At 66.7% G+C, this 26,615-nt stretch carries 25 protein-coding genes; 22 read left to right on the top strand and 3 right to left on the bottom strand.

Going from position 1 to position 26,615, the window contains the following annotated elements:
- Positions 1-24: 24 nt before the first annotated feature.
- The 17 genes from AC1DMS_RS30360 to AC1DMS_RS30440 all read left to right on the top strand — a co-directional run bounded on the left by AC1DMS_RS30360 (position 25) and on the right by AC1DMS_RS30440 (position 18,429).
- Positions 25-870, top strand: coding sequence for a phosphatidate cytidylyltransferase (locus AC1DMS_RS30360; protein ID WP_012747712.1), 846 nt, complete (start codon positions 25-27; stop codon positions 868-870).
- Positions 867-2,054, top strand: coding sequence for a 1-deoxy-D-xylulose-5-phosphate reductoisomerase (gene ispC / locus AC1DMS_RS30365; protein WP_012747713.1), 1,188 nt, complete (start codon positions 867-869; stop codon positions 2,052-2,054). Before AC1DMS_RS30360 ends, ispC begins: the two co-directional genes overlap by 4 nt.
- A 24-nt stretch (positions 2,055-2,078) precedes the next feature.
- On the top strand, positions 2,079-3,449 hold the full coding sequence (gene rseP, locus AC1DMS_RS30370; protein ID WP_012747714.1) for an RIP metalloprotease RseP: 1,371 nt from the start codon (positions 2,079-2,081) through the stop codon (positions 3,447-3,449).
- Between the two features lie 38 nt (positions 3,450-3,487).
- On the top strand, positions 3,488-5,923 hold the full coding sequence (gene bamA / locus AC1DMS_RS30375) for an outer membrane protein assembly factor BamA (protein ID WP_012747715.1): 2,436 nt from the start codon (positions 3,488-3,490) through the stop codon (positions 5,921-5,923).
- The gene (locus tag AC1DMS_RS30380; RefSeq protein WP_012747716.1) at positions 5,924-6,466 is read left to right on the top strand and encodes an OmpH/Skp family outer membrane protein; all 543 of its coding nucleotides are present in this window, start codon (positions 5,924-5,926) and stop codon (positions 6,464-6,466) included.
- A gap of 14 nt (positions 6,467-6,480) precedes the next feature.
- Positions 6,481-7,458: a UDP-3-O-(3-hydroxymyristoyl)glucosamine N-acyltransferase gene (gene lpxD, locus AC1DMS_RS30385; protein ID WP_012747717.1), complete on the top strand. Its 978-nt coding sequence runs from the start codon at positions 6,481-6,483 to the stop codon at positions 7,456-7,458.
- A 23-nt stretch (positions 7,459-7,481) separates the two neighbouring features.
- On the top strand, positions 7,482-7,934 hold the full coding sequence (gene fabZ, locus AC1DMS_RS30390) for a 3-hydroxyacyl-ACP dehydratase FabZ (protein WP_012747718.1): 453 nt from the start codon (positions 7,482-7,484) through the stop codon (positions 7,932-7,934).
- A gap of 23 nt (positions 7,935-7,957) precedes the next feature.
- Positions 7,958-8,746, top strand: a complete 789-nt coding sequence (lpxA, locus tag AC1DMS_RS30395) for an acyl-ACP--UDP-N-acetylglucosamine O-acyltransferase (RefSeq protein WP_012747719.1) — start codon at positions 7,958-7,960, stop codon at positions 8,744-8,746.
- Between the two features lie 19 nt (positions 8,747-8,765).
- Positions 8,766-9,914 carry a lipid-A-disaccharide synthase gene (gene lpxB / locus AC1DMS_RS30400; RefSeq protein ID WP_012747720.1) on the top strand — a complete coding sequence of 383 codons (1,149 nt, stop codon included), beginning with the start codon at positions 8,766-8,768 and terminating at the stop codon, positions 9,912-9,914.
- On the top strand, positions 9,886-10,608 hold the full coding sequence (gene rnhB, locus AC1DMS_RS30405) for a ribonuclease HII (protein WP_012747721.1): 723 nt from the start codon (positions 9,886-9,888) through the stop codon (positions 10,606-10,608). Before lpxB ends, rnhB begins: the two co-directional genes overlap by 29 nt.
- Positions 10,609-10,616: 8 nt before the next feature.
- Complete coding sequence (locus AC1DMS_RS30410) at positions 10,617-11,411, top strand: TrmH family RNA methyltransferase (protein WP_012747722.1); 795 nt, start codon at positions 10,617-10,619, stop codon at positions 11,409-11,411.
- 198 nt (positions 11,412-11,609) lie between these two features.
- Complete coding sequence (carA, locus tag AC1DMS_RS30415; protein WP_012747723.1) at positions 11,610-12,779, top strand: glutamine-hydrolyzing carbamoyl-phosphate synthase small subunit; 1,170 nt, start codon at positions 11,610-11,612, stop codon at positions 12,777-12,779.
- Positions 12,772-13,329 (top strand): ORF6N domain-containing protein, encoded by a 558-nt coding sequence (locus AC1DMS_RS30420; protein WP_012747724.1) that lies wholly within the window; start codon positions 12,772-12,774, stop codon positions 13,327-13,329. The genes carA and AC1DMS_RS30420 overlap by 8 nt, the downstream gene beginning before the upstream one ends.
- 1 nt (position 13,330) lies before the next feature.
- Positions 13,331-16,579, top strand: coding sequence for a carbamoyl-phosphate synthase large subunit (gene carB, locus AC1DMS_RS30425; RefSeq protein ID WP_012747725.1), 3,249 nt, complete (start codon positions 13,331-13,333; stop codon positions 16,577-16,579).
- Positions 16,580-16,587: 8 nt separating this feature from the next.
- Complete coding sequence (locus AC1DMS_RS30430; protein WP_012747726.1) at positions 16,588-17,457, top strand: Kdo hydroxylase KdoO; 870 nt, start codon at positions 16,588-16,590, stop codon at positions 17,455-17,457.
- A 64-nt stretch (positions 17,458-17,521) separates the two neighbouring features.
- Positions 17,522-17,998: a transcription elongation factor GreA gene (gene greA / locus AC1DMS_RS30435; RefSeq protein ID WP_012747727.1), complete on the top strand. Its 477-nt coding sequence runs from the start codon at positions 17,522-17,524 to the stop codon at positions 17,996-17,998.
- Between the two features lie 8 nt (positions 17,999-18,006).
- On the top strand, positions 18,007-18,429 hold the full coding sequence (locus tag AC1DMS_RS30440) for a DUF4149 domain-containing protein (protein ID WP_012747728.1): 423 nt from the start codon (positions 18,007-18,009) through the stop codon (positions 18,427-18,429).
- A gap of 50 nt (positions 18,430-18,479) precedes the next feature.
- On the opposite strand, the gene AC1DMS_RS30445 is transcribed toward AC1DMS_RS30440, so the two are convergent.
- A complete protein-coding gene (locus AC1DMS_RS30445) occupies positions 18,480-19,199 on the bottom strand; it encodes a hypothetical protein (protein WP_049826162.1) in 720 nt (239 codons plus the stop codon).
- Between the two features lie 41 nt (positions 19,200-19,240).
- On the bottom strand, positions 19,241-19,720 hold the full coding sequence (locus AC1DMS_RS30450) for a YhbY family RNA-binding protein (protein WP_012747730.1): 480 nt from the start codon (positions 19,718-19,720) through the stop codon (positions 19,241-19,243).
- A 32-nt stretch (positions 19,721-19,752) separates the two neighbouring features.
- On the opposite strand from AC1DMS_RS30450, the gene AC1DMS_RS30455 reads away from it, so the two are divergent.
- From AC1DMS_RS30455 to AC1DMS_RS30475, 5 genes are all read left to right on the top strand, one after another.
- Complete coding sequence (locus AC1DMS_RS30455; RefSeq protein ID WP_012747731.1) at positions 19,753-20,421, top strand: RlmE family RNA methyltransferase; 669 nt, start codon at positions 19,753-19,755, stop codon at positions 20,419-20,421.
- Between the two features lie 178 nt (positions 20,422-20,599).
- On the top strand, positions 20,600-22,516 hold the full coding sequence (ftsH, locus tag AC1DMS_RS30460) for an ATP-dependent zinc metalloprotease FtsH (protein ID WP_012747732.1): 1,917 nt from the start codon (positions 20,600-20,602) through the stop codon (positions 22,514-22,516).
- A gap of 63 nt (positions 22,517-22,579) precedes the next feature.
- Positions 22,580-23,440: a dihydropteroate synthase gene (gene folP, locus AC1DMS_RS30465; RefSeq protein ID WP_012747733.1), complete on the top strand. Its 861-nt coding sequence runs from the start codon at positions 22,580-22,582 to the stop codon at positions 23,438-23,440.
- Positions 23,441-23,466: 26 nt separating this feature from the next.
- On the top strand, positions 23,467-24,804 hold the full coding sequence (gene glmM, locus AC1DMS_RS30470; RefSeq protein ID WP_012747734.1) for a phosphoglucosamine mutase: 1,338 nt from the start codon (positions 23,467-23,469) through the stop codon (positions 24,802-24,804).
- A gap of 2 nt (positions 24,805-24,806) precedes the next feature.
- Positions 24,807-25,286: a GNAT family N-acetyltransferase gene (locus tag AC1DMS_RS30475; protein WP_012747735.1), complete on the top strand. Its 480-nt coding sequence runs from the start codon at positions 24,807-24,809 to the stop codon at positions 25,284-25,286.
- Between the two features lie 46 nt (positions 25,287-25,332).
- On the opposite strand, the gene AC1DMS_RS30480 is transcribed toward AC1DMS_RS30475, so the two are convergent.
- Positions 25,333-26,604, bottom strand: coding sequence for an acyl-CoA dehydrogenase family protein (locus AC1DMS_RS30480; RefSeq protein ID WP_012747736.1), 1,272 nt, complete (start codon positions 26,602-26,604; stop codon positions 25,333-25,335).
- Positions 26,605-26,615 lie beyond the last annotated feature (11 nt).

The following is a 26,615-nucleotide window of genomic DNA, read 5'->3' on the forward strand; positions in this document are numbered from 1 at the left end:
CCTCACGGTCCGACCCTCCAGCGCATGCTCAAACAACGCATCCTCACGGCCATCGTCCTGCTGGCGATCCTGCTGCCGGCGCTCTTCTACCCGTCGCACGTTCCCTTTGCCTGCGTGATGCTGGTGCTGATCGGTGCCGGGGCATGGGAGTGGGGCCGCCTCAACGGCTATGGCCAGCGGCTGTCGGTCTTCCTCGGCGTGGAAACCGTGGCGCTGTGTGCGCTCTCCTGGTGGCTCGGGCTGCTCGATCGATCGCTGCTGCTCATGTGGCTGCTGGCCAGTGCGGCCTGGGTGCTCGGCGGTGCCGCGCTGCTGCGTGTGGCCGTGCCGGGCTGGCCCCGCATTCCCCGCGGGCTGCGGCTGGTGGGCGGGCTGCTGGCACTCTGGGTGGCGTGGCTCGCGGCCGTGCAGGCGCGCATGGTCGGCATCAACTTCCTGCTGTCGATCCTCGTGCTGGTCTGGGTGGCGGACGTCTTCGCGTACTTCGCGGGCCGCGCCTTCGGCCTCAAGTTCACGCGCAGCAAGCTCGCGCCCGCCATCAGCCCCGGCAAGAGCTGGGAAGGCGTGTGGGGCGGCATGGCGGGCGTCGTGGTGCTGGCCTTTGCGTGGGTGTGGGCCGACAGGGCCGCCGGCGCGACGGTGGCCAGCCTCTACACCCGGCTGTACGAGCGCGGCTGGTGGCTGCTGCTGGTCGGCGTGCTGTTTCTCGCCGCCATCAGCGTCGTGGGCGACCTCGTCGAATCGCTGATCAAGCGCAGTGCCGGCGCCAAGGACAGCAGCAGCCTGCTGCCGGGCCACGGCGGCGTGCTCGACCGCGTGGATGCCCTCTTGCCGGCGCTTCCCATTGCAATGATGCTGGCTTTCCTGTGAACACACCCAAACAACGCATCACGGTGCTGGGCTCGACCGGATCGGTCGGCGTCAGCACGCTCGATGTCATTTCGCGGCACCCGGAGCGTTTCGAGGTCTTCGCGCTTTCCGCGTCGACCAAGGTCGACGAGCTGCTGGCGCAGTGCGCGCGGTTTTCGCCGCGCTATGCGGTCATGGCGAGCGCGCCGCATGCGGCGCTGCTGGCCGAAAAGATAGAACAGAACAATCTCAAGACTACCGTCCTGAGTGGCGGCGATGCTATTGAAAAAATAGCATCCCACGAAGAGGTCGATGCCGTGATGGCGGCCATCGTGGGGGCGGCCGGCCTCGGGCCCTGCCTGGCCGCGGCGCGCGCCGGCAAGCGGCTCCTGCTGGCCAACAAGGAGGCGCTGGTGGTCGGCGGCGAGCTCTTCATGCGCACCGTGCGCGAAGGCGGTGCCACGCTGCTGCCGATCGACAGCGAACACTCGGCCATCTTCCAGTCGCTGCCCGAAGATCCGTCGACCTGGCCGCGCCGCATCGACAAGATCATTCTCACGGCATCGGGCGGCCCGTTCCGCACGCGCGCGCCCGACACGCTGGGCACGGTCACGCCCGAGCAGGCCTGCGCGCATCCGAACTGGGTCATGGGCCGCAAGATCTCGGTCGATTCCGCCACCATGATGAACAAGGCGCTCGAGGTGATCGAGGCGCGCCATCTGTTCGGCGTGCTGCCCGAGCAGATCGAGGTGGTGATCCATCCCCAGAGCGTGGTGCATTCGATGGTCCAGTTCACCGATGCATCGGTCATTGCCCAACTGGGAACGCCCGACATGCGGGTGCCCATCGCGGTCGGACTGGCCTGGCCCGAGCGCATCGAGAGCGGCGCGGCGCGGCTGGATTTCCGCCGGATGGCGTCGCTGAGCTTCGACGCGCCCGATGCGGCGCTGTTTCCAGGGCTCGGCCTGGCCTGGCATGCGCTGCGCGCGGCGCCGGGGACCACGGCGGTGCTCAATGCCGCCAATGAAGTCGCGGTCGAGGCCTTTCTTGATCGGCGCCTGCGCTTCGACCGCATTCATGCGGTCAACATGGAAACTTTGGAAACCGTCAGCCCCTCCAAGCCCGCATCGCTGGCCGACCTGCTGGCGCTCGACGCCAGCGCCCGGGCGGCGGCCAATGCCGCGGCGCTGCGCTTCGCGGCCTGACACTCCCGCCAACAGAGGATCCGGATGCTTACCGTCATCGCTTTCGTGGTTGCACTCGGCCTCCTGATCGCCGTGCATGAATACGGCCACTACCGCGTTGCCGTCGCCTGCGGCGTCAAGGTGCTGCGGTTTTCGGTGGGCTTCGGCAAGACGCTCTACCGCTGGCAGCCCAGGCGCCAGCATCCGGGGCAGGAAACCGAGTTCGTCATCGGCGCGTTTCCCTTCGGCGGCTACGTCAAGATGCTCGACGAGCGCGAGGGGCCGGTGGCGCCCGAGGAGCGGCACCGCGCCTTCAACACGCAGCCGCTGCGCTCCCGCGCGGCCATCGTCGCTGCCGGGCCCATTGCCAATCTGCTGCTCGCCGTGGTGCTCTACACGGCCGTCAACTGGATCGGGGTCGAGGAGCCTGTTGCCAAGCTGGCGCGTCCGGTGGCGGCATCGCTGGCGGAAGCGGCGGGCCTGCGCGGCGGCGAGCACATCACGCGCGCCGGCTTCGAAGGCGAGCTGGAGCCCGTGCAGTCGTTCGAGGACCTGCGCTGGCGCATGACGCGCGGCGCGCTCGACGGCCGCGACCTGACGCTCGAAGTGGCGGGCGAGGGCGGCCGGCCCGGCCGCCAGGTCGTGCTGCCGCTCGGCCTCATGGAGGCCAAGGACGCCGACCCGCAGATGTTCCGCAAGATCGGCGTGCTCGCACCGCTGACGCGCCCCGAGATCGGCCAGGTGATGGCCGGCAGCGCGGCAGAACGCGCGGGCCTTCGCAGCGGCGATGTGGTCCGCAGCGTCGGCAATGTGCCCATCGTCGATGGACAGCAGCTGCGCGAGGCGATCCGCACCTCGATCGATGGCGACCAGCCGCGCACGCAGACCTGGCAGGTGCAGCGCGGCAGCCAGTCGATCGAATTGGAAGTCAGGCCCGAACTGCGCGAGGAGGGCGCCGCGAAGGTCGGCCGCATCGGCGCCTATGTCGGTGCGCCTCCCGAAATGGTGACGGTGCGCCAAGGCCCGATCGACGGCGTCTGGCGCGGCATCGTGCGCACCTGGGAGGTGTCGGCGCTGACCGTCCGCATGATGGGCAAGATGGTGATCGGCGAAGCCTCGCTCAAGAATCTGAGCGGGCCGCTCACGATTGCCGACTACGCCGGCAAGTCCGCGAGCCTCGGGCTGACCCAGTACCTGGTGTTCCTTGCACTGATCAGCGTGAGCCTTGGCGTGCTCAATCTCATGCCGCTGCCGGTCCTCGATGGGGGACACCTGATGTATTATCTTTGGGAGGGCCTGACCGGCAAGAGCGTCTCTGACGCCTGGATGGAACGGCTTCAGCGCGGCGGTGTCGCTTTGCTGCTGGTCATGATGTCGGTTGCGCTCTTCAACGACGTCACGCGGCTCTTTGGTTAACTTTCTGCCGGCCCTTTCCGCGCCGGCCCAATTCACAGATGAACACAAACTTCAGTCGCTTTCGCCTGCGTAGCGTTGCCGCGGTGGTGGCCAGCGCGTTGGCGGCCACGGCAGCCTGGGCCGTCGAGCCCTTCACGGTGCGTGACATTCGCGTCGAGGGCCTCCAACGCGTCGAGCCCGGCACGATCTTCGCATCGCTGCCGCTGCGAGTGGGCGATACCTACAGCGACGAGCGCGGATCGGCCGCCATCCGTGCGCTGTTCGACCTGGGGTTGTTCAAGGATGTGCGCATCGACGTCAACGGCAACGTGCTGGTGGTGATCGTCGAGGAGCGTCCCACCATTGCCGACGTCGATTTCGTCGGCGCCAAGGAATTCGACAAAGCCGCGCTCCAGAAGGCGCTGCGCGAAGTGGGCCTGGCCGATGGCCGACCCTACGACAAGGCGCTGGCCGACCGCGCCGAGCAGGAGCTCAAGCGCCAGTACGTGAGCCGCAGCCTCTACAACGCGCAGGTCGTGACCACGGTCACGCCCATCGAGCGCAACCGCGTCAATCTCACGTTCACCGTCACCGAAGGCGATTCCGCACGCATCCGCGAAGTGCGCGTGGTCGGCAACAAGGCCTTCAGCGAATCGACGCTCCTGAGCCTGTTCGACCAGGACAGCGGCGGCTTCATGAGCTGGTACACCAAGTCCAACCAGTACTCGCGCTCCAAGCTCAACGCCGACCTCGAAACGCTGCGCTCGTACTACATCACGCGCGGCTACCTCGAGTTCCGCATCGATTCGACCCAGGTCGCCATCTCGCCGGACCGCAAGGACCTGTCGGTGACCGTCAACATCACGGAAGGCGAGAAGTTCGTGGTGGCCGGCGTCAAGCTCGACGGCAACTATCTCGGCCGCGACGAGGAGTTCAAGTCCCTCGTGACCATCAAGCCCGGCGAGCCCTACAACGGCGAGCAGGTCACCGAAACCACCAAGGCCTTCACCGACTATTTCGGCACCTTCGGCTATGCGTTCGCGCGCGTGCAGGCACGCCCGGAAATCGACCGCGTCAACAACCGCGTCACCCTGACCCTGCAAGCCGAGCCCTCGCGCCGCGTCTATGTGCGCCGCGTGGCGGTGGGCGGCAACGCCAAGACGCGCGACGAAGTGATCCGGCGCGAGTTCCGCCAGTTCGAGGCCTCGTGGTACGACGGCGACAAGATCAAGCTCTCGCGCGACCGCGTGGACCGCCTGGGCTTCTTCACCGAAGTGAACGTCGAAACCCAGGAAATCCCGGGCTCGCCCGACCAGGTCGACCTGGTCGTCAACGTGGCGGAAAAGCCCACCGGCAGCCTGCAGCTGGGCGCCGGCTACTCGAGCGCGGAAAAGGTGGCTCTCACCTTCGGCATCTCGCAGGAGAACGTCTTCGGTTCGGGCAACTTCCTGGGCGTGCAGGTCAACACCAGCAAGTACAACCGCACGCTGTCGCTGACCACCACCGATCCGTACTTCACGAAGGACGGCATCTCGCGCACGATCAGCGTCTATCACACCACCACGCGCCCGTATTCGACCAACATCGACGGCGACTACAAGCTGGTGAACCAGGGCGCCTCGATCCGCTTCGGCGTGCCGTTCAGCGAAGTCGACACGGTCTTCTTCGGTGTCGGGCTCGAGCGCTACGCCTTCGATCCGAACACGTCGACCTCGTTCTCGGGACTCTTCACGCCGGCGTCCTACCTGCGCTACTTCCAGTGCTCGAAGGATGCGACCGGCTTGTTCGTGACCGGGTGCGACCAGAAGAGCGTGTGGGGCGTGCCGCTCACTGTCGGCTGGGGCCGCGACAGCCGCGACAGCGCGCTGGTTCCGACCACCGGCCGGCTGCAGCGTGCCAACCTGGAACTGGGCGCCGCCGGCGACATGAAGTACGTCAAGACGAACTACCAGTACCAGCAGTTCTTCGCGATCAACAAGCAGTACACCTTTGCGATCAACGCCGACGTGGGCTATGCCAAGCCCCTGGGCGGCAAGGTCTACCCGATCTTCAAGAACTTCTATGCCGGCGGCCTGGGTTCCATCCGCGGCTTCGAGCAGAACTCGCTCGGCCCGCGCGACGTGCCGCTCCTCGGCCAGACCGAAGGCGCCGCGCTGGGTGGCACCAAGAAGGCCGTCTTCAACGCCGAGCTCAGCACGCCGTTCCCCGGTGCGGGCAACGACCGCACGCTGCGGCTGTACACCTTCTTCGATGTCGGCAACGTGTTCGGTTCGCGCGCCCCGGGCCTCACCGACGAGCAGTACAAGGCGCAGAAGAAGCTGCGCGCCTCGGTGGGTCTCGGGATCAGCTGGATCTCGCCGCTGGGCCCGCTGCGCATCGCCTACGCCTTCCCCATCAAGTCCCAAAAGGAAGTGCTGGATCCGAATACCGGCCTCACTGTGATCCCGAAGGATAGAATCCAGCGCTTGCAATTCCAGATCGGAACGTCTTTCTAAATGAAGCATTTGATTCGCGCCGCCGTTGGCGCGTTGTTGGTCCCCGTTTTCGCGCTGGCTGCGGCGCCTGCCGCCCAGGCGCAGGAAACCTTTCGCATCGGCTTCGTGAATCCGGACCGCGTGCTGCGCGAGGCGCAGCCGGCCAAGGTTGCGCAAGCCAAGCTCGAGGCTGAATTCCTCAAGCGCGAAAAGGATCTCACGGCCCAGGGCGAAGCACTGAAGACGGCCTCCGAACGGTTCGAGCGCGAAGCGCCCACCCTGTCCGAAAGCCAGCGCACCGCGCGCCAGCGGGCGCTGGTCGACCAGGACCGCGATTTCCAGCGCCGCCGCCGCGAGTTCCAGGAAGACCTGAACGCGCGCAAGAACGAAGAACTCCAGCAGGTCTACGAACGCGCCAACCGCGTCGTGAAGCAGGTGGCCGAGGCTGAAAAGTACGACGCCATCCTGCAGGAAGCGATCTACATCAATCCCAAGCACGACATCACTGACAAGGTGATCAAGGCCCTGAACGCCTCGACCGCTGCTCCTTCGGCCGGCAAGTAACGCCGCGAATCGGCGTGGGACTGCAGCTCGGAGCCATCGTCAGCGCCCTTGGGGGCGAGCTTCACGGGGACCCGGCGCTGTCCATCGAACGGCTTGCGCCGCTGCAGAATGCGCAGCCCGATGCGCTCAGCTTCCTGAGCCATCCCAAATACCAGCAGGAACTGGCGGCCTCCAAGGCTGCCTGCGTGATCGTCGCGCCGGCCATGCGCGAGGCCGCGGCCTCGCGCGGGGCGTTCATCGTCGCGGCCGATCCCTACCTTTATTTCGCGCGCCTCACGCAGCTGTGGAAGGCGCATCATGCGCGGCCCGAGGCTGACCGCATCCATCCCTCCGCGGTGATCCATCCCGAGGCCGTGGTGGACGCCACGGCGCGCATCGGCGCCTTGTGCGTGGTGGAGCGGGGCGCGCGCATCGGCGCCGGCACGGTCCTCAAGTCGCGCGTGACGATCAGCGAAGACTGCGTGGTCGGCGAGCGCTGCCTGCTGCATCCGGGCGTGGTGATCGGCGCCGACGGCTTCGGCCTGGCGCCGCACGAAGGCGCCTGGGTCAAGATCGAGCAGCTGGGCGCGGTGCGCATCGGCAACGACGTCGAGATCGGCGCCAACACCTGCATCGACCGCGGCGCGCTCGACGACACCGTCATCGAGGACGGCGTCAAGCTCGACAACCTGATCCAGATCGGCCACAACGTGCGTGTCGGCAAGCACACCGCCATGGCCGGCTGCGTTGGCGTGGCGGGCAGCGCCACCATCGGTGCGCACTGCACCTTCGGCGGCGGTGCGATCGTGCTCGGCCATCTCACGGTGGCCGACGGGGTGCACGTGTCCGCGGCCACCGTGGTGACCCGCTCGATCCGCAAGGCCGGCCAGTACACCGGCATGTTCCCCATCGACGACAATGCGAACTGGGAAAAGAACGCGGCAACGCTCAAGCAGTTGCACAGCCTGCGCGAACGACTCAAGGCGCTCGAAAAGGCCCCTCAGAAAAAGTGAAGACGATGCAGGAACAGAAAATCATGACGACGACGACGCTCGATATCCATCAAATCCTCAAGCTGCTGCCCCACCGCTACCCGTTCCTGCTGGTGGATCGCGTGCTGGACATGGAAAAGGGCAAGCGCATCACGGCGCTCAAGAACGTGACAATGAACGAGCCGTTCTTCAACGGCCACTTCCCGCACCGTCCGGTGATGCCGGGCGTGCTCATGCTCGAAGCCATGGCGCAGGCGGCCGCGCTGCTGTCGTTTCATTCGCTGGACATCGTGCCTGACGACAACACGGTCTACTACTTCGCGGCCATCGACGGCGCGCGCTTCAAGCGCCCCGTGGAGCCGGGCGACCAGCTCACGCTCGAAGTCGAGATCGAGCGCATGAAGGCCGGCATCTCCAAGTTCAAGGGCCGCGCGCTGGTGGGCAGCGAGCTGGCCTGCGAGGCCACGCTGATGTGCGCGATGCGCCAGATCAACTGATCCTGCGGCGGTTACGACAAGGCATGACGCAGGTTCATCCCACAGCGCTCGTCGACCCGAAGGCACAGCTGGACGCCTCCGTTTCGGTCGGGCCCTACACCGTGATCGGTCCGCACGTGCGGGTCGGCGCCGGCACGACCATCGGTGCGCATTGCGTGATCGAAGGGCGCACCACCATCGGCCGCGACAACCGGATCTTTCAGTTTTCCTCGCTCGGCGCCATTCCGCAGGACAAGAAATACGCGGGTGAGCCCACCGAGCTGGTCATCGGCGACCGCAACGTCATCCGCGAGTTCTGCACCTTCAACCTCGGCGTGCCGGGGGCGGGGGGCGTGACGACCGTGGGCAACGACAACTGGATCATGGCGTACACGCACATTGCGCATGACTGCCATGTCGACAACCACACCACGCTGGCCAACAACACCACGCTGGCCGGCCACGTGCACCTGGCCGACTGGGTCACGATCGGCGGGCTGACGGGCATCCACCAGTTCGTCTCGGTCGGCGCGCATGCCATGGTCGGCTTTGCCAGCGCCGTGTCGCAGGACGTGCCTCCCTTCATGCTGGTCGACGGCAATCCGCTGGCGGTGCGCGGCTTCAACGTGGTGGGCCTGCGCCGGCGCGATTTTTCGGCGCCCCGCCTGGCCGCGGTCAAGCAGATGCACCGCCTGCTGTACCGGCAGGGCAAGACGCTCGAAGAAGCGCGCGCCGGCATCGCCGCCCTGGCCACCGAAATGCCGGAAGCGGCCGCCGACGTGGCGCTGATGGAGCAGTTCCTGGCCACATCGACTCGCGGCATCGCGCGTTGAAGTAAGCGAGACAGCCGCCATGGGCAAGGACGAACAGCGACGCTTCGCGCTGGTCGCGGGAGAAGCTTCCGGCGACCTGCTCGCAGGCCTTCTTCTCGACGGCCTGCAGGCGCGTTGGCCCTCGCTCCAGACCATGGGCATCGGCGGGCCCCGCATGCTCGCGCACGGGCTGCAGAGCTGGTGGCCGCAGGAAAAGCTTGCGGTGCGCGGCTACATCGAAGTGCTGCGCCACTACGCCGAGATCGCGGGCATCCGCCGGCAGCTCAAGGCGCGGCTGCTGCGCGAATGGCCCGAACTCTTCATCGGCGTCGACGCGCCCGATTTCAATCTCGATCTCGAAGCCGGGCTGCGCAGCCGCGGCATGAAGACCGTGCACTTCGTCTGCCCGTCGATCTGGGCCTGGCGCGCCGACCGCATCGAAAAGATCCGGGCCGCGGCCGACCACGTGCTGTGCATCTTTCCGTTCGAGCCGGCACTGCTGGCCGAACATGACGTGCAGGGCAGCTACGTCGGCCATCCGCTGGCCAATGTGATTCCGATGGTGCCCGACCGCGCCGGGGCGCGCGCGGCCCTCGGCCTTGCGCCGGATGCGCAGGTCGTGGCCCTGCTGCCGGGCAGCCGCCGTTCGGAAGTGCGCTACCTCGCTGCGCGGTTCTTCGCCGCCGCGGCGCAGATGCTGAAGGCGCGGCCCGCACTCCGCTTCGTCGCCCCCATCCTGCCGGGGCTGCGCGTCGAGGTCGAGGCGCTGCTGCAGGCCAGCGGCGCAGCGGGGCGGGTGCAACTGCTCGACGGCCAGTCGCATGCAGCGCTGGCCGCCTGCGACGCCACCCTGATCGCCAGCGGCACCGCCACGCTCGAGGCGGCGCTGTTCAAGCGGCCGATGGTCATCGCGTACAACATGAATGCGCTGTCATGGCGCCTGATGCAGCGCAAGCAGCTCCAGCCATGGGTCGGCCTGCCCAACATCCTGTCGCGTGAATTCGTGGTGCCCGAGCTGCTGCAGGAGGCCGCCACGCCGCAGGCGCTGGCCGACGCCACGCTCGCCTGGCTCGACGCGCCCGAGAAAACGCAGGCGCTGCAACAAAAATTTTCAGAGCTGCACGTGCAACTGCAGCGCGATACGCCCACACTTTGCGCCGATGCGATCCAGAAAGTTCTTGAAGGCTGAGCAGGCGGCCCTCGTGTGGGACGCGCCGGGCCTCGTTGCGGGCGTCGACGAGGCGGGCCGCGGGCCACTGGCCGGCCCGGTCGTCGCGGCAGCGGTCATCCTGGACGACCAGCGGCCGATCCGCGGCCTGGCCGATTCCAAGACGCTCACGGCCTTGCAGCGTGAACGCCTGAACGACCAGATCCTTGCCAAGGCGCTGTGCTGCTCGGTGGCCCAGGCCACGGTCGAGGAAATCGACACCCACAACATCCTGCAGGCCACCATGCTCGCGATGCGCCGCGCAGTCGAGGGCCTGCGCCTGAAGCCCGCCAAGGTGCTGGTCGACGGCAACCGCCTGCCCACGCTCGACGTGCTGGCCGAGGCCATCGTCAAGGGCGACGCGCGGATCAAGGCGATTTCCGCCGCCTCGATCCTGGCCAAGGTCCATCGCGACCGGCTGTGCGAGCAACTGCACCTGGAGTTTCCGCACTACGGCTTTGCCGGCCACAAGGGCTACGGCACGCCGGAGCACCTGGAGGCGCTGCAGCGCCATGGCGCGTGCATTCATCACCGCAGGTCGTTCAGCCCGGTGGCCGCGGCGCTGGCGCGCACGGCGGAGGGCGCCGCGGCGCTCGTGCTCGAGGCCTCGATGCAGGTTCCGGCCGAATTTCCGGCGGCCGAGACTGTGCACCTCGACCTGCGCACCGCGCCTTGAGCCGAAGCATGACCAGTCCCACCGGCGCGAATCACATCAGTTCGCGCGACAACCCCCTGCTCAAGGAGCTGCGCAAGCTGGCCCAGGACCCGGGCGCCTACCGCAGGCTCGGCCGGGTCTGGCTCGAAGGCGACCATCTCTGCCGGGCGGCGCTTGCGCGCGGCATCCGGCCTGCGGTCGCGGTCTTTTCGGAGTCCTTCTGGCCGTCGGCGCCCGCCGAATGGGCGAGTTCTGCTATCAAAACGGTAGTTGTCGACGACGATCTGCTGCGGGCCGTCAGCGGCCTGGAGTCGCCTGCGCCAATGGGCTTCGTGCTCGATCTGCCGGCGCGGCCGGAACTGCTTCCCGATGCGCCCAGCGTGGTGCTCGACCGCCTGCAGGACGCCGGCAACGCCGGCTCCATCCTGCGCAGCGCGGCGGCTTTCGGGTTCAAGCAGGTGATCGCGCTCAAGGGCACGGCCGCCCTGTGGGCGCCGAAGGTGCTGCGCGCCGGCATGGGCGCGCATTTCGGGCTGCGGCTGATCGAAGGCGTGGAGGCCGATGCGCTCGACGAACTCAAGGTGCCGCTCGTGGCCACCAGTTCCCACCGGGGCGACTGGCTGCATGAGGCGAGGCTGCCGCATCCCTGCGCATGGCTGCTGGGGCACGAAGGGCAGGGCGTTTCAGCGGCGCTGGAAGCCCGCGCCAGCCATCACATCCGGATTGCGCAGCCGGGCGGCGAGGAGTCGCTGAACGTGGCGGCTGCGGCGGCGATCTGCCTGCACGCGAGCGGCGCCGCGGCGCTTGTCCAGGCGGCTTCCTGATCCTCGAATGCCGCATAGGCATGAGGCGCGAATGTTTTCCGCCCCCGAGGCCCGAGAGGGCGATGCCGCCGGGCTACAATCGGGGGCTTACTCGCAATAGCGTCGCCCGGCCGCCTTTAACGCCAAAATCCCCTTAAGCAGCAGTCCGCAGGCAACGCGCCTGGGGCTCCGGGCGACCGTAACCATCCGGAGAACCCAGTGCTTTTGTCTCTCAAGGGAAGTTTCCCGCCCGCCATCCTGGCGCTCGCAGACGGCACGGTCTTTCAAGGCAATTCGATCGGAGCCGCCGGCTCCACGACCGGCGAAGTGGTGTTCAACACCGCCATGACCGGTTACCAGGAAATCCTCACCGACCCGAGTTACTGCCAGCAGATCGTGACGCTCACGTATCCGCACATCGGCAACTACGGCGTCAACGGGGAAGACATCGAAGCCGACAAGATCCATGCCGCGGGCCTGATCATCAAGGACCTGCCCCTCGTCGCCTCCAACTTCCGCAAGACCGCCACGCTGAGCGAATACCTCGTGGCCGGCAAGACGGTGGCCATCGCGAACATCGACACCCGCAAGCTCACGCGCCACCTGCGCACCCACGGCGCGCAGAACGGCTGCATCCTGGGCCTGGCCGCGGGCGAGGCCGTGACGCAGGCGCTGGTCGACAAGGCCATTGCCGCCGCCAAGGCCGCGCCCAGCATGGCCGGGCTCGACCTCGCCAAGGTGGTGTCGGTCACGCAGACCTACGAATGGACCGAGACCGAATGGAAGCTGGGCGCGGGCTACGGCGTGCAGATCACGCCCAAGTTCCACGTGGTGGCCTTCGACTACGGCGTCAAGAAGAACATCCTGCGCATGATCGCGCAGCGCGGTGCGCGCATCACCGTGGTGCCGGCGCAGACGCCCGCGGCCGACGTGCTCAAGCTCAAGCCCGACGGCATCTTCCTGGCCAATGGCCCGGGCGACCCGGAGCCCTGCGACTACGCCATCAGCGCGGTCAAGGAACTGATCGAGACCGGCATTCCCACCTTCGGCATCTGCCTGGGCCACCAGATCATGGCGCTGGCCTCGGGCGCAAAGACCTTCAAGATGAAGTTCGGCCACCATGGCGCGAACCATCCGGTGAAGGACCTGGACGACGGCCGAGTGAGCATCACCAGCCAGAACCACGGCTTCGCGGTCGACGAGAAGTCGCTGCCCGCCAACCTGCGCGCGACCCACATCAGCCTGTTCGACAACACGCTGCAGGGCCTTGCGCGCACCGACAAGCCGGCGTTCTGCTTCCAGGGCCACCCGGAAGCCTCGCCCGGCCCGCACGACATCGGCTACCTGTTCGACCGCTTCACCGCGCTCATGGAGCAGGCACGTGGCTGATGCACCCGCGGTGCTCGACGTCTCGGTCATCGCCGCATTGCGCGATGCCGAGGGCAAGATCTATGTGCTGCGCGGCCTCAAGGTCATGCTGGCGCAGGACCTTGCCGCGCTCTACGGCGTCGAGACCCGGGTGCTGTTGCAGGCCATGCGCCGCAACCTCGATCGTTTTCCGGCGGACTTCGCCTTCACCCTCGAGAACCACGACCTCGAGGCTTTGAGATCACAGCTTGTGATCTCAAAACCCGAGAGGCCCGGCTCCGGCGGCGCGCGCTACCGCAGCGTGGCCTTCACCGAGCAGGGCGTGGCCATGCTGTCGAGCGTGCTGCGCAGCGAACGCGCGGTGGCCGTCAACATCGAGATCATGCGGACCTTCGTCAAGCTGCGCAGCATGCTGTCGGAGCATGCCGATCTCAAGCGCAAGCTGAATGCGCTGGAACAGCGATACGACCAGAACTTTCGCGATGTATTCAACGCGATCCATCAATTGATGGATGAGCCGAAGCCGGGCGCCTACAGCGGCCGCGGCATCGGTTTCACCAAGGACAAATAAGATGCCCAAGCGCTCAGACCTCCAATCCATTCTCATCATCGGCGCCGGCCCGATCATCATCGGCCAGGCCTGCGAGTTCGACTACTCCGGCGTGCAGGCTTGCAAGGCACTGCGCGAGGAGGGCTACAAGGTCATCCTGATCAACAGCAACCCCGCCACGATCATGACCGACCCGGCCACGGCCGACGTGACCTACATCGAGCCGATCACCTGGCAGACGGTCGAGAAGATCATCGCCAAGGAGCGCCCCGACGCGATCCTGCCGACCATGGGCGGCCAGACGGCGCTGAACTGCGCGCTCGACCTCTGGCGTCACGGCGTGCTCGACAAGTACACCGGCGCGGCCACCAACAAGCCGGTCGAACTGATCGGCGCCACGCCCGAAGCCATCGACAAGGCCGAGGACCGCCTGAAGTTCAAGGACGCGATGACCAAGATCGGCCTCGGCTCGGCGCGCTCCGGCATCGCCCACTCGATGGACGAAGCCTGGGCCGTGCAGAAGTCGGTCGGCTTCCCGACGGTGATCCGCCCCAGCTTCACGCTCGGCGGCACCGGCGGCGGCATCGCCTACAACCCGGAAGAGTTCGAGACCATCTGCAAGCGCGGCATCGAAGCCTCGCCGACCAACGAGCTGCTGATCGAAGAGTCGCTGCTCGGCTGGAAAGAGTATGAGATGGAAGTCGTGCGCGACAAGGCCGACAACTGCATCATCGTCTGCTCGATCGAGAACCTCGACCCCATGGGCGTGCACACCGGCGACTCGATCACCGTGGCCCCTGCGCAGACGCTCTCCGACAAGGAATACCAGATCCTGCGCAACGCCTCGCTGGCCGTGCTGCGCGAGATCGGCGTCGATACCGGCGGCTCGAACGTGCAGTTCTCGATCAACCCGAAGGACGGCCGCATGGTCGTCATCGAGATGAATCCGCGCGTGTCGCGTTCGTCGGCGCTGGCCTCCAAGGCCACGGGCTTCCCGATCGCCAAGGTCGCGGCCAAGCTGGCCGTGGGCTACACGCTCGACGAGCTGCGCAACGAAATCACGGGCGGCGCCACGCCCGCGTCGTTCGAGCCGTCGATCGACTACGTGGTCACCAAGATCCCGCGCTTCGCTTTCGAGAAATTCCCGCAGGCCGATTCGCGCCTGACCACGCAGATGAAGTCGGTGGGCGAGGTGATGGCCATGGGCCGCACCTTCCAGGAGTCGTTCCAGAAGGCGCTGCGCGGCCTCGAAGTGGGCGTGGACGGCCTCAACGAGAAGACGCAGGACCGCGAAGTGCTCGAGAAGGAACTGGGCGAGCCCGGCCCTGAGCGCATCTGGTACGTGGGCGATGCCTTCGCCATGGGCCTGAGCGTCGATGAAGTGTTCGCGCTGACCAAGATCGACCCGTGGTTCCTGGTGCAGATCGAGGAGATCGTGAAGATCGAGCTCGAGCTCGAAACCAAGTCGCTGGCCGACATCGACCGCGACACGCTGCTCGCGCTCAAGAAGAAGGGCTTCTCGGACCGCCGACTCGCCAAGCAGCTCAAGACCACCGACACGGCCGTGCGCGAAAAGCGCCGCGCCCTCGGCGTGCGCCCGGTCTACAAGCGCGTGGATACCTGCGCGGCCGAGTTCGCGACCAACACGGCCTACATGTACTCGACCTACGAGGACGAGTGCGAAGCCGATCCCACCGACAAGAAGAAGATCATGGTGCTCGGCGGCGGCCCCAACCGCATCGGCCAAGGCATCGAGTTCGACTACTGCTGCGTGCATGCCGCGCTCGCGATGCGCGAGGACGGCTACGAGACCATCATGGTCAACTGCAACCCCGAGACCGTGTCGACCGACTACGACACCTCCGACCGCCTGTACTTCGAGCCGCTCACGCTCGAGGACGTGCTCGAGATCGTCGACAAGGAAAAGCCGCTCGGCGTGATCGTGCAGTACGGCGGCCAGACGCCGCTGAAGCTCGCGCTCGACCTCGAGGCCAACGGCGTGCCGATCATCGGCACCTCGCCCGACATGATCGACGCGGCCGAAGACCGCGAGCGCTTCCAGAAGCTGCTGCACGAGCTGGGCCTGCGCCAGCCGCCGAACGCCACGGCGCGCACCGAGCCCGAGGCGCTCGAAAAGGCCGCGGCGCTGGGCTATCCGCTGGTGGTGCGCCCGAGCTACGTGCTCGGCGGCCGCGCGATGGAAATCGTGCACGAGCAGCGCGACCTCGAGCGCTACATGCGCGAGGCGGTGAAGGTCAGCAACGATTCGCCGGTGCTGCTCGACCGCTTCCTCAACGACGCCGTCGAATGCGACGTCGACTGCATCCGCGACGCCGAGGGCCAGACCCTGATCGGCGGCGTGATGGAGCACATCGAACAGGCCGGCGTGCACTCGGGCGACTCCGCCTGCTCGCTGCCGCCCTACAGCCTGAGCGCCGAAACCATTGCCGAACTGAAGCGCCAGAGCGCCGCGATGGCCGCCGCGCTCAACGTGGTGGGCCTGATGAACGTGCAGTTCGCGATCCAGCAGAAGGACGGCAAGGACGTCATCTACGTGCTCGAAGTGAACCCGCGGGCTTCGCGCACCGTGCCCTACGTGAGCAAGGCCACCGGCATCCAGCTCGCCAAGGTGGCGGCGCGCTGCATGGCCGGCCAGTCGCTCAAGTCGCAGGGCGTGACCAAGGAAGTCACGCCGCCGTACTTCAGCGTGAAGGAAGCCGTGTTCCCGTTCGTCAAGTTCCCTGGCGTGGACACCATCCTCGGCCCCGAGATGAAGTCGACCGGCGAAGTCATGGGCGTGGGCAGGACCTTCGGCGAGGCCTTCGTGAAGTCGCAGCTCGGTGCCGGCACGCTGCTGCCGAAGTCGGGCAAGGTCTTCATCTCGGTGAAGAACAACGACAAGGCGCGCGCCGTGGAAGTGGCGCGCGGCCTGGTCAAGCTGGGCTTCGAGATCATCGCGACCAAGGGCACGGCCGCCGCCATCGGTGCCGCGGGCATTGAATGCGCGACGGTGAACAAGGTGACCGAGGGCCGCCCGCACATCGTGGACATGATCAAGAACAACGAGATTGCGCTGGTCATCAACACGGTGGAAGAGCGCCGCAACGCGATCAACGATTCGCGCCAGATCCGCACCTCGGCGCTGCTGGCCCGCGTGACCACCTTCACCACGATCTTCGGCGCCGAAGCCGCGGTCGAGGGCATGGGCTTCATGGACGAGCTCGGCGTGATCTCGGTGCAGGAGATGCACGCGCAGCTGGCTGCCGCCTGAGCGTGGCCATGGAAACGCAGCTCGTCGAACTGGATCTGAGCGACTGGCGCGCGGCCACGCCCAACGAGGCGTGGATCGCGCAGCTGGAAGCGGGCAAGGTGCTGTATTTTCCGCGCCTGGGTTTCGAGCTGCTGCCCGAAGAGCGCAGCCTGCTGACGCCCAGCCTGCTGTCGCCCGACGTGCGCAACATCAGCCTCGATGCCAACGGCAAGCTCAAGGGCGCCGTCGGCGACGAGGCGGTGCAGCGCACGGCGGCGGCGATGGTAGGGCGGTTTCGCGCGCAGGCGCAGCAGCTGATCCACGGCCTGCTGCCGCACTACACGCCGGCACTGCGCCTGGCGCCGACCAGCTACCGGCCGGCACAGGTCGAGACGCGCGTGCAGTCGTGGCGCGCCGACGACCGGCGCCTGCACGTCGACGCCTTTCCGTCGCGGCCCAACTACGGCGAGCGCATCCTGCGCGTCTTCACCAACGTCAACCCCGAGGGCGCACCGCGCGTGTGGCGCGTGGGCGAGCCTTTCGAGGACATCGCCAGGCGCTTCCTGCCGCGTGCCAAGCCCTATGTGCGCTGGCAGGCCAGGCTGCTGCAGGCGCTGCACGTGACCAAGTCGTTTCGCAGCGAATACGACCACCTGATGCTGCAGCTGCACGATGGCATGAAGTCGGACATGGCCTACCAGGAGAATTCGCCGCAGGAGAGGGCCGAATTTCCGCCGGGGTCGGTGTGGGTGTGCTTCTCGGACCAGACCTCGCACGCCGTCATGGCGGGCCAGTACATGCTCGAGCAGACCCTTCATCTGCCCGCGTCGAAGCAATACAATCCTGATTCGAGCCCGCTCGCCATCCTGAGCCGGCTGACCGGACGCACACTCGTCTGATCCTGTCCCCCAATCGACCGCCGAACGGCAGCGTTCGGCGGTTTCGCTTTATGGAGAACCAAACATGGCCACCATTCCAATTACCAAGCGCGGTGCCGAGAAGCTGCGCGCCGAGCTGCATCAGCTCAAGACCGTGGACCGCCCCTGGGTCATCAATGCCATCTCCGAAGCCCGCGCGCAGGGCGACCTGAGCGAGAACGCCGAATACGAAGTCGCCAAGGACCGCCAGGGCTTCATCGAGGGCCGCATCCAGGAAGTCGAGGGCAAGCTTTCGGCCGCCCAGATCATCGACCCGGCCGAGCTCGACGCCGGCGGCAAGGTGGTGTTCGGCTCCACGGTGGAACTCGAGGAAGAAGAATCGGGCGAGGCCGTCAAGTACCAGATCGTCGGCGAGGACGAGGCCGACCTGAAGCTGGGCCTGATCAACATCTCCAGCCCGATCGCGCGCGCGCTCATCGGCAAGGAAGAAGGCGACACCGCCGAGGTGCAGGCGCCCGGCGGCCTCAAGCGCTACGAGATCGTGGCGGTGCGCTACATCTGACAGGCAGGATGAAAGACCGCCTCGCGCTGCTGCTGGCCGCCTTCTGGTGGGGCAGCCTCACGACGATCGGTTTCATTGTGGTGCCGATGCTCTTCGCGCGGCTCGGCAACCCCGCGGTGGCCGGCAATTTCGCGGGCCAGCTGTTCGAGGCGCAGAGCTGGATCGCGATTGGCTGCGGCCTGCTGCTTTTGGTTCACTTCCGCACGAAGATGGACCAGCGCATCGACAGCGCCTCGATGGCCGCCATCTTTTTGATCCTGGGTGCGCTGCTGCTGGCTTTGCTCCAGCAATATGCCGTGGCGCCGCGCATACTCGCGCGCGACAACCTCAAGCTATGGCACGCCGTGGGAAGCGGCATGTACGTGGTCCAGTGGCTCTGTACCGGCGCGCTGCTGTGGCGCATGGGCGGCCGGGCGCCTGCCACGGCCTGAACGCCTACGGCGGCAGGACGACTTGCACCGTCCCTGCCGCTATCTCCCGTTCATTCCTTCCAGAACCTGGCGACCCAGTTCGCCGGCCGGATGTAGCGGAAAGCCCGGTTGCGCCGGCCCGCCAGCGCGTCGGGCGGATTGCATTCGCCGTGGAACACCATGATGCGCGCACCCTCGGGCACGAAGGGCTCTTCCCAGTAGTTGGCCGGCCACATCGGGATGCCGTGGTACTTGAAGCTCGGACACCAGGCCGCGGGCCAGTAGCCCAGCTTGCCTTGCTTGTGCAGCATGGCGGACAGGTACGTCTGCTCGTTGCGGTACTCGGCCTGGACCTTGTCCATGTTGTCGCGGAAATACGCCAGGATGTCGGCATGGGCGCCGAGCTCGAAGCGGTAGACCGACGAGTTTCCCGTGATCCGCTCGCGCCGCCAGGGGCGCGCGTAGTCGTGGATGATCAGGAACTCGCCGGGGTATTCGAAGAAGGCATCGAGGCTGCCGACCACGACCACGTCCACATCCAGGAACAGGGCGGTGCCGCGCAGGCCGTGCAGGTCTTTTTCGAAGGTGGTGAGCTTCTTCCAGGCGCCATCGCGCTGGCCGGGCGCCAGCTGCAGGTTGAGCGGCGGGATCGGCAGGCAGGTCACTTCGGGGCGGATGCCGGTGCCGTCGTCCGTCAGGCACACGAACTTGAAGTCGCCGCTGAGATTGCGGCGCACCATCGCGTAGAGGCGGTTGACGTACTCGGGGCCGTATTTCGTGCCCCACTTCATGCAGAGAATGTGGCGCTGTGCGCCTTGCGCTGGCACCAAGTTCAGTCTGCCTGGTTGCGTTTCTTGGCCGAGAGCGGCCGCTTGGCCTTGGCGCGCTTGATGGTGCCGCCGGGCGTGAGGCGCTGGTTGCCGAGCACGCGCAGGGTCTTGATCTCGGGCCGCTGGCCGCCGCGCTTGCTGTACTTCAGCACCTTGATGTCGCGCGGGCCGGGCATGCGGTCTTCATCGACCACGCGCTCCTTCTCGGGCTTGGGGCGCCACAGCACCAGCAGCTTGCCGATGTGCTGGATGGGGGCGGCACCGAGCTCGTCGGCGAGCTCTTGCAGCATGGCATCGCGGGCCAGGCGGTCGTCGGAGAAGACGCGGATCTTGATCAGGCCATGGGCCTTGAGCGCCGCGTCGGCTTCTTTCTTCACGGCAGGGGTGAGCCCGTCTCCACCGACCATGACGATCGGATCCAGGTGGTGAGCTTCGGCGCGGTGCACCTTGCGCTCGGCAGGGGTAAGTTGAATGGCGGGCATCCCCGTATTATCGACGCGTTACAAAGACCTCCATGAGCACCAAAGCCAAAAGCAAAAAAGTCAACAAAGCCTGGCTGCACGACCACATCAACGACCCGTATGTGAAACTGGCCACGCGCGAGGGATACCGCGCACGCGCCGCCTACAAGCTCAAGGAAATCGACGAATCGCTCGGGCTGGTCAAGCCGGGCCAGCTGGTGGTCGACCTGGGTTCCACGCCCGGAGCCTGGAGCCAGTACCTGCGCCGGCGCATGTCGCCCGAGGGCGCCGCGGCCGGCGAGCTGAACGGCACCATCATTGCGCTGGACATCCTGCCGATGGAGCCGATCGAGGGCGTGACCTTCCTGCAGGGCGATTTCCGCGAGGCGGAACTGCTGGAACAGGTGCTGGGCGTGCTGGCCGGCCGGAAGGCCGACCTGGTGGTTTCCGACATGGCCCCGAACCTGTCGGGCATCCATTCGGCCGATGCGGCCCGCGTGGCGCACCTGATCGAGCTGGCCATCGACTTTGCCCAGCACCACCTGAAGCCCGAGGGGGCACTGGTGGCCAAGCTCTTCCATGGCAGCGGCTATGACGAGCTGGTGAAGCTGTTCAAGGCGAACTTCCGCACCGTGAAGCCCTTCAAACCCAAGGCCTCGCGTGACAAATCATCGGAAACCTTCCTTGTCGGCATGGGTCTGAAGGCTCAGGAAACGCTTTGATACCTTGACGCCGGGCCCCGCAAAGCGTGCCCATGGGGCGCAAACCCTTGTCCGGCTATGGCTGCTTTAGGGAAATGCCCGCTTTTCGCAGCTTGAAAAGCCTAAAATGGGGCGCAATTGCGTATCCATAGCGCGTTCTTTTCACAATCTTGTCACGCGCTTTCGACTGGAGCTTCGTTTGAACAATCAGTGGTTTTCCAAAGTTGCCGTATGGCTCGTCATTGCCATGGTGTTGTTCACTGTGTTCAAGCAGTTCGACACCCGCGGCGGCGTCGGCTCAGGGACGGTGAGCTATTCGGAGTTCCTGGATCAGGTCCGAAACAACCAGATCAAGAGCGCCGTCATTCCTGAAGGTGCGGGCGGCGGAGAGATCGTGGCCGTCACCAACGAGGATCGCAAGATCCGCACGACCGCCACCGTGCTCGACCGCGGCCTGGTGGGCGACCTGATCGACCACAACGTCAAGTTCGACGTCAAGCCGCGCGAAGAGGGCTCGCTCCTCATGACGCTCTTGGTGAGCTGGGGGCCGATGCTGCTCCTGATCGGGGTCTGGATCTACTTCATGCGGCAGATGCAGGGCGGCGGCAAGGGCGGGGCGTTCAGCTTCGGCAAGAGCAAGGCCCGCATGATGGACGAGAACAACAACACGGTCACTTTTGCCGACGTCGCGGGCTGCGACGAGGCCAAGGAGGAGGTCCGCGAGGTGGTCGACTTCCTGAAGGACCCGCAGCGCTTCCAGAAGCTTGGCGGCCGCATTCCGCGCGGCCTGCTGCTGGTCGGCCCTCCGGGCACCGGCAAGACCTTGCTGGCCAAGTCGATTGCAGGTGAAGCCAAGGTGCCGTTCTTCTCGATCTCGGGTTCGGACTTCGTCGAAATGTTCGTCGGCGTGGGCGCGGCGCGCGTGCGCGACATGTTCGAGAACGCCAAGAAGAACGCGCCCTGCATCATCTTCATCGACGAAATCGATGCGGTGGGCCGCCAGCGCGGTGCCGGCCTGGGTGGCGGCAACGACGAGCGCGAGCAAACGCTGAACCAGATGCTGGTGGAGATGGACGGCTTCGAAACTAACCTGGGCGTGATCGTGGTGGCTGCCACCAACCGCCCGGACATCCTGGACGCCGCGCTGCTGCGCCCGGGCCGCTTCGACCGCCAGGTGTACGTGACGCTGCCCGACATCCGCGGCCGCGAGCAGATCCTGGGCGTTCACATGCGCAAGGTGCCGCTCGGCCAGGACGTGAACCCGAGCGTCATTGCGCGCGGCACGCCCGGCATGTCCGGCGCCGACCTGGCCAACCTCTGCAACGAAGCCGCACTGATGGCTGCACGCCGCAATGCGCGCGTGGTCGAGATGCAGGACTTCGAGAAGGCCAAGGACAAGATCTTCATGGGCCCCGAGCGCAAGAGCATGGTCATGCCCGAGGAAGAGCGCCGCAACACGGCCTACCACGAGTCCGGCCACGCGCTCATCGGCAAGCTGCTGCCCAAGTGCGATCCGGTCCACAAGGTCACCATCATCCCGCGTGGCCGGGCCCTGGGCGTGACCATGAGCCTGCCGGCGCAGGACCGCTACAGCTATGACCGCGAATACATGCTGAACCAGATCAGCATGCTGTTCGGCGGCCGCATCGCCGAAGAAGTGTTCATGCACCAGATGACCACCGGCGCCAGCAACGACTTCGAGCGCGCGACCTCCATCGCCCGCGACATGGTCACGCGCTACGGCATGACCGACGCGCTGGGACCGATGGTCTATGCCGAGAACGAAGGCGAAGTGTTCCTCGGCCGCTCGGTCACCAAGACCACCAACATGAGCGAGCAGACCATGGAAAAGGTCGACGCCGAAGTGCGCCGCATCATCGACGAGCAGTACGCCCTGGCGCGCCGCCTGATCGAGGAAAACAGCGACAAGATGCACGTCATGGCCAAGGCCCTGCTCGAATGGGAAACCATCGACACGGAACAGCTCGACGACATCATGGCCGGCCGCGCACCGCGCCCGCCCAAGGACTGGACGCCGCGCATTCCGCCTTCGGGCAGTGGCGGCAGCGGCGGCACGCCGGCAGTCAATCCGGATCCGGCACCCACAGTGGCCTGAAGTGAATCCGGTGTTCAACACCAACGGGGCCATGGGCCCCGTTTTCGATGATGAAGGTGCCGCATGACGATGGCCCCCGCGGTGGTCTGGCAGGCCGGCCGTTTTGCAATCGATCTCGCGCAGCCGCGCGTGATGGGCATCGTCAACGTCACCCCCGACTCCTTCTCCGACGGCGGCGCGCATGCTTCCACCGAGGCCGCGCTGCGGCATTGCGAGCAGTTGCTGAAGGAGGGCGCCGACATCCTCGACATTGGGGGCGAGTCGACCCGCCCCGGCAGCCCGGCCGTGCCGCTCGATGCGGAACTTGCACGCGTGTTGCCGGTGGTCCGGGAAGCCGTCAAGCTCAACGTGCCGCTGTCCATCGACACCTACAAGCCGGAAGTCATGCGCGCGGTGCTCGAACTGGGCGCCGACATCGTCAACGACGTCTGGGCGCTGCGCCGGCCCGGTGCGCGCGAAACGGTGGCGGCGCATCCCTCGTGCGGCATCTGCCTGATGCACATGCATCGGGATCCGCAGACCATGCAGACCGCGCCCATGCAGGGCGACGTGGTGCCCCAGGTGCTGTCGTTCTGGGCGGAGCAGGTGGCCCGGTTGCAGGCGCTGAAGGTCGATCCGTCGCGGATCACGCTGGACCCGGGCATCGGCTTCGGCAAGACCGTGGCGCAGAATTTTGCGCTGCTGGCGCGCCAGCGCGAACTGCTCGATGCCGGCTGTCCGCTGCTGCTGGGCTGGTCGCGCAAATCGTCGATCGGCACGGTCAGCGGCATTCCGGCGGCCGCCGAGCGCCTGGTGCCCAGCGTGACTGCGGCGGTGCTGGCCGTGGACCGCGGCGCGGCCATCGTGCGGGTGCACGACGTGCGCGACACCGTGGCGGCCATCGCCGTGTGGCGCGCCATGAAGGCCGAAGAGACACATCCATAACAAAACCCGAGAACAAGAACGAATCCATGACCCGCAAATACTTTGGCACCGACGGCATCCGCGGCACGGTCGGCCAGTCGCCCATCACGCCCGATTTCGTGCTGCGCCTCGCGCATGCCGTGGGCCGCGTGCTCAAGAAGAGCGAGGCGCGCCCCACGGTGCTGATCGGCAAGGACACGCGCATCTCGGGCTACATGCTCGAGTCCGCGCTGGAGTCGGGCTTCAACTCCGCGGGGGTCGACGTGGTGCTGCTGGGGCCGCTGCCGACGCCCGGCGTCGCCTACCTGACCCGCGCCCAGCGCGCGAGCCTGGGCGTGGTGATCAGCGCCAGCCACAACGCCTATCCAGATAACGGCATCAAGTTCTTCAGCGCGCAGGGAACCAAGCTCGACGATGCATGGGAGCTTGCAGTGGAAGCCGCGCTCGAGGAGGCTCCCGTGTGGGTCGACTCCGCCAATCTCGGCAAGGCACGCCGCCTCAACGACGCGCCGGGCCGCTACATCGAGTTCTGCAAGAGCACCTTCGCCAACGACCTGACGCTGCGCGGCATGAAGCTCGTGGTCGATGCGGCGCATGGCGCGGCCTACCAGGTGGCGCCGAATGTGTTCCACGAACTGGGTGCCGAGGTCAGCAGCATCGGCTGCGCACCCGACGGCCTCAACATCAACAAGGGCTTCGGCGCGACCCATCCGGCCGCGCTGGTCGAGGCCGTCACGGCGCAGAAGGCCGACTACGGCATCGCGCTCGACGGCGACGCCGATCGCCTGCAACTGGTCGACGCCAGCGGGCGGCTGTTCAATGGCGACGAGCTGCTCTACCTCATGGTGGCGGAGCGCATCGCGCGCGGCGACAAGCCGGCAGGCGTGGTCGGCACGCTCATGACCAACAAGGCGATCGAGGTGGCGCTGCGCGGGCAGGGCATCGAGCTGGTGCGCGCCAAGGTGGGCGACCGCTATGTGCTCGAGGAACTCGAAAAGCGCGGCTGGCTCCTGGGCGGCGAGGGCTCGGGCCACCTGCTGGCGCTCGACCGCCACACCACCGGGGACGGCATCGTGAGCGCGCTGCAGGTGCTGCAGGCCTGCGTGCGCAGCGGCAAGACGGTGGCGCAGCTGCTCGCGGAGATCACGCTGTTTCCGCAGGTGCTGATCAATGTCCGCCTGACGCCGGGACAGGACTGGAAGAACAACGATGCGCTGGCCGGCGAAACGCGCCGCATCGAAGCCGAGCTCGGCGACAGCGGCCGTGTGCTGATCCGTGCGAGCGGCACCGAACCGCTGGTGCGCGTGATGGTCGAGGCGCGCGATGCGAAGCAGGCGCAGTCTTGCGCGCAGCGGCTTGCCGCCACCCTGGAACCTGCACGGTGACGATGGTCGAGGTCGTGCTGGCGGACTACCGCAACGCCGCGCACGCGGCTGCGCTGGTCGGCCTGCTCGACGCCTACGCACGCGATCCCGCGGGCGGCGGCACGCCGCTCGAAGCGGGTGTGCTGGCCGAGCTGCCTGCGGCGCTGGCCGCGAGGCCGCAAGCCTTCAGCGTGCTCGCGTACGACGGGCCAACGCCCGTGGGCCTGGTCAACTGCATCGAAGGCTTCTCGACCTTCGCCTGCAAGCCGCTGGTCAATGTGCACGACGTGGTCGTGCTGCCCAGCCATCGCGGCCGGCGCATCGCGCAGCGCATGCTTGCGCGGGTGGAGCAGGAGGCCCGCGCGCGCGGCGCCTGCAAGCTCACGCTCGAGGTGCTGTCGGGCAATGCGCCGGCGCTGCGCAGCTATGAACGCGAGGGCTTCGCCGGCTATCAGCTCGATCCGGCGTTCGGGCACGCCGTCTTTTTGCAGAAGAAGCTCTGAAAGAGAAAAGGGCCGAGGCGCATGGTTCGCCGTCGGCCCTCACAAATCAGAAGCGCGTGACGGGCATGTCGGCATCGCCCTTGTTCGGCGCGTACTTGCCCAGCTCCCACTTGGCGATCGCATTGCGGTGCACTTCGTCCGGGCCGTCCGCGAAGCGCAGCGTGCGCGCGCCGGCATAGGCGTAGGCGAGCGGGAAGTCATCGGACATGCCGCCGCCGCCGTGGACCTGCATGGCCCAGTCGATCACCTGGCAGGCCATGCTGGGCGCGACCACCTTGATCATCGCGATCTCGTTCTTGGCGACCTTGTTGCCGGCCACGTCCATCAGCCATGCGGCCTTGAGCGTGAGCAGGCGCGCCATGTCGATCTTGCAGCGCGCTTCGGCGATGCGCTCCTGCGTGACGGTCTGCGAGGCGACGGTCTTGCCGAAGGCCACGCGCGAGGAGGCGCGCTTGCACATCAGCTCGAGCGCGCGCTCGGCCAGGCCGATCAGGCGCATGCAGTGGTGGATGCGTCCGGGGCCGAGGCGGCCCTGGGCAATTTCGAAGCCGCGGCCTTCGCCGAGCAGCATGTTGTCGGCCGGCACGCGCACGTTCTCGAAGTACATCTCGACGTGGCCGTGCGGCGCGTCGTCGTAGCCCATCACGTTGAGCGGCCGCACGATGCGGATGCCCTTGGCGTCGGCCGGCACGATGATCATGCTCTGCTGCGAATGCCGCGGCGCGTCGGGGTCGCTCTTGCCCATGGTGATGAAGACGGCGCAGCGCGGATCGGCAGCGCCCGAGATCCACCACTTGCGGCCGTTGATGACGTACTCGTCGCCCTGGCGCTCGATGCGGGTCGAGATGTTGGTCGCGTCGCTGGAGGCGACATCGGGTTCGGTCATGGCGAAGGCCGAGCGGATCTGGCCTTCGAGCAGCGGCTTGAGCCAGCGCGCCTTGATGGCTTCGGAGCCGTAGCGGGCAATGGTCTCCATGTTGCCCGTGTCCGGCGCCGAGCAGTTGAAGGCTTCCGAGGCCCATGGCACGCGGCCCATGATCTCGGCCAGCGGCGCGTATTCCTGGTTGGTGAGGCCGGCGCCTTCGTAGCCCGAGGCGGCCGCGCTGTCGACCGGCAGGAACAGGTTCCACAGGCCCTGGGCCTTGGCCTTTTCCTTGAGCTTCTCGACGGTCTTGAGCGCGGTCCAGCGCTTGCCTGCGGCCGTGTTGGCGGCCAGCTCGGCGGAATACTCGGCTTCGGCCGGATAGATGTGCGCATCCATGAATGCGCTCACGCGCTTCTGGAGCTCCTTGGTTTTTGCCGAGTATTCGAAGTCCATCGTCTGTCTCC

It is taken from the genome of Variovorax sp. 05T418, from assembly GCF_056396385.1.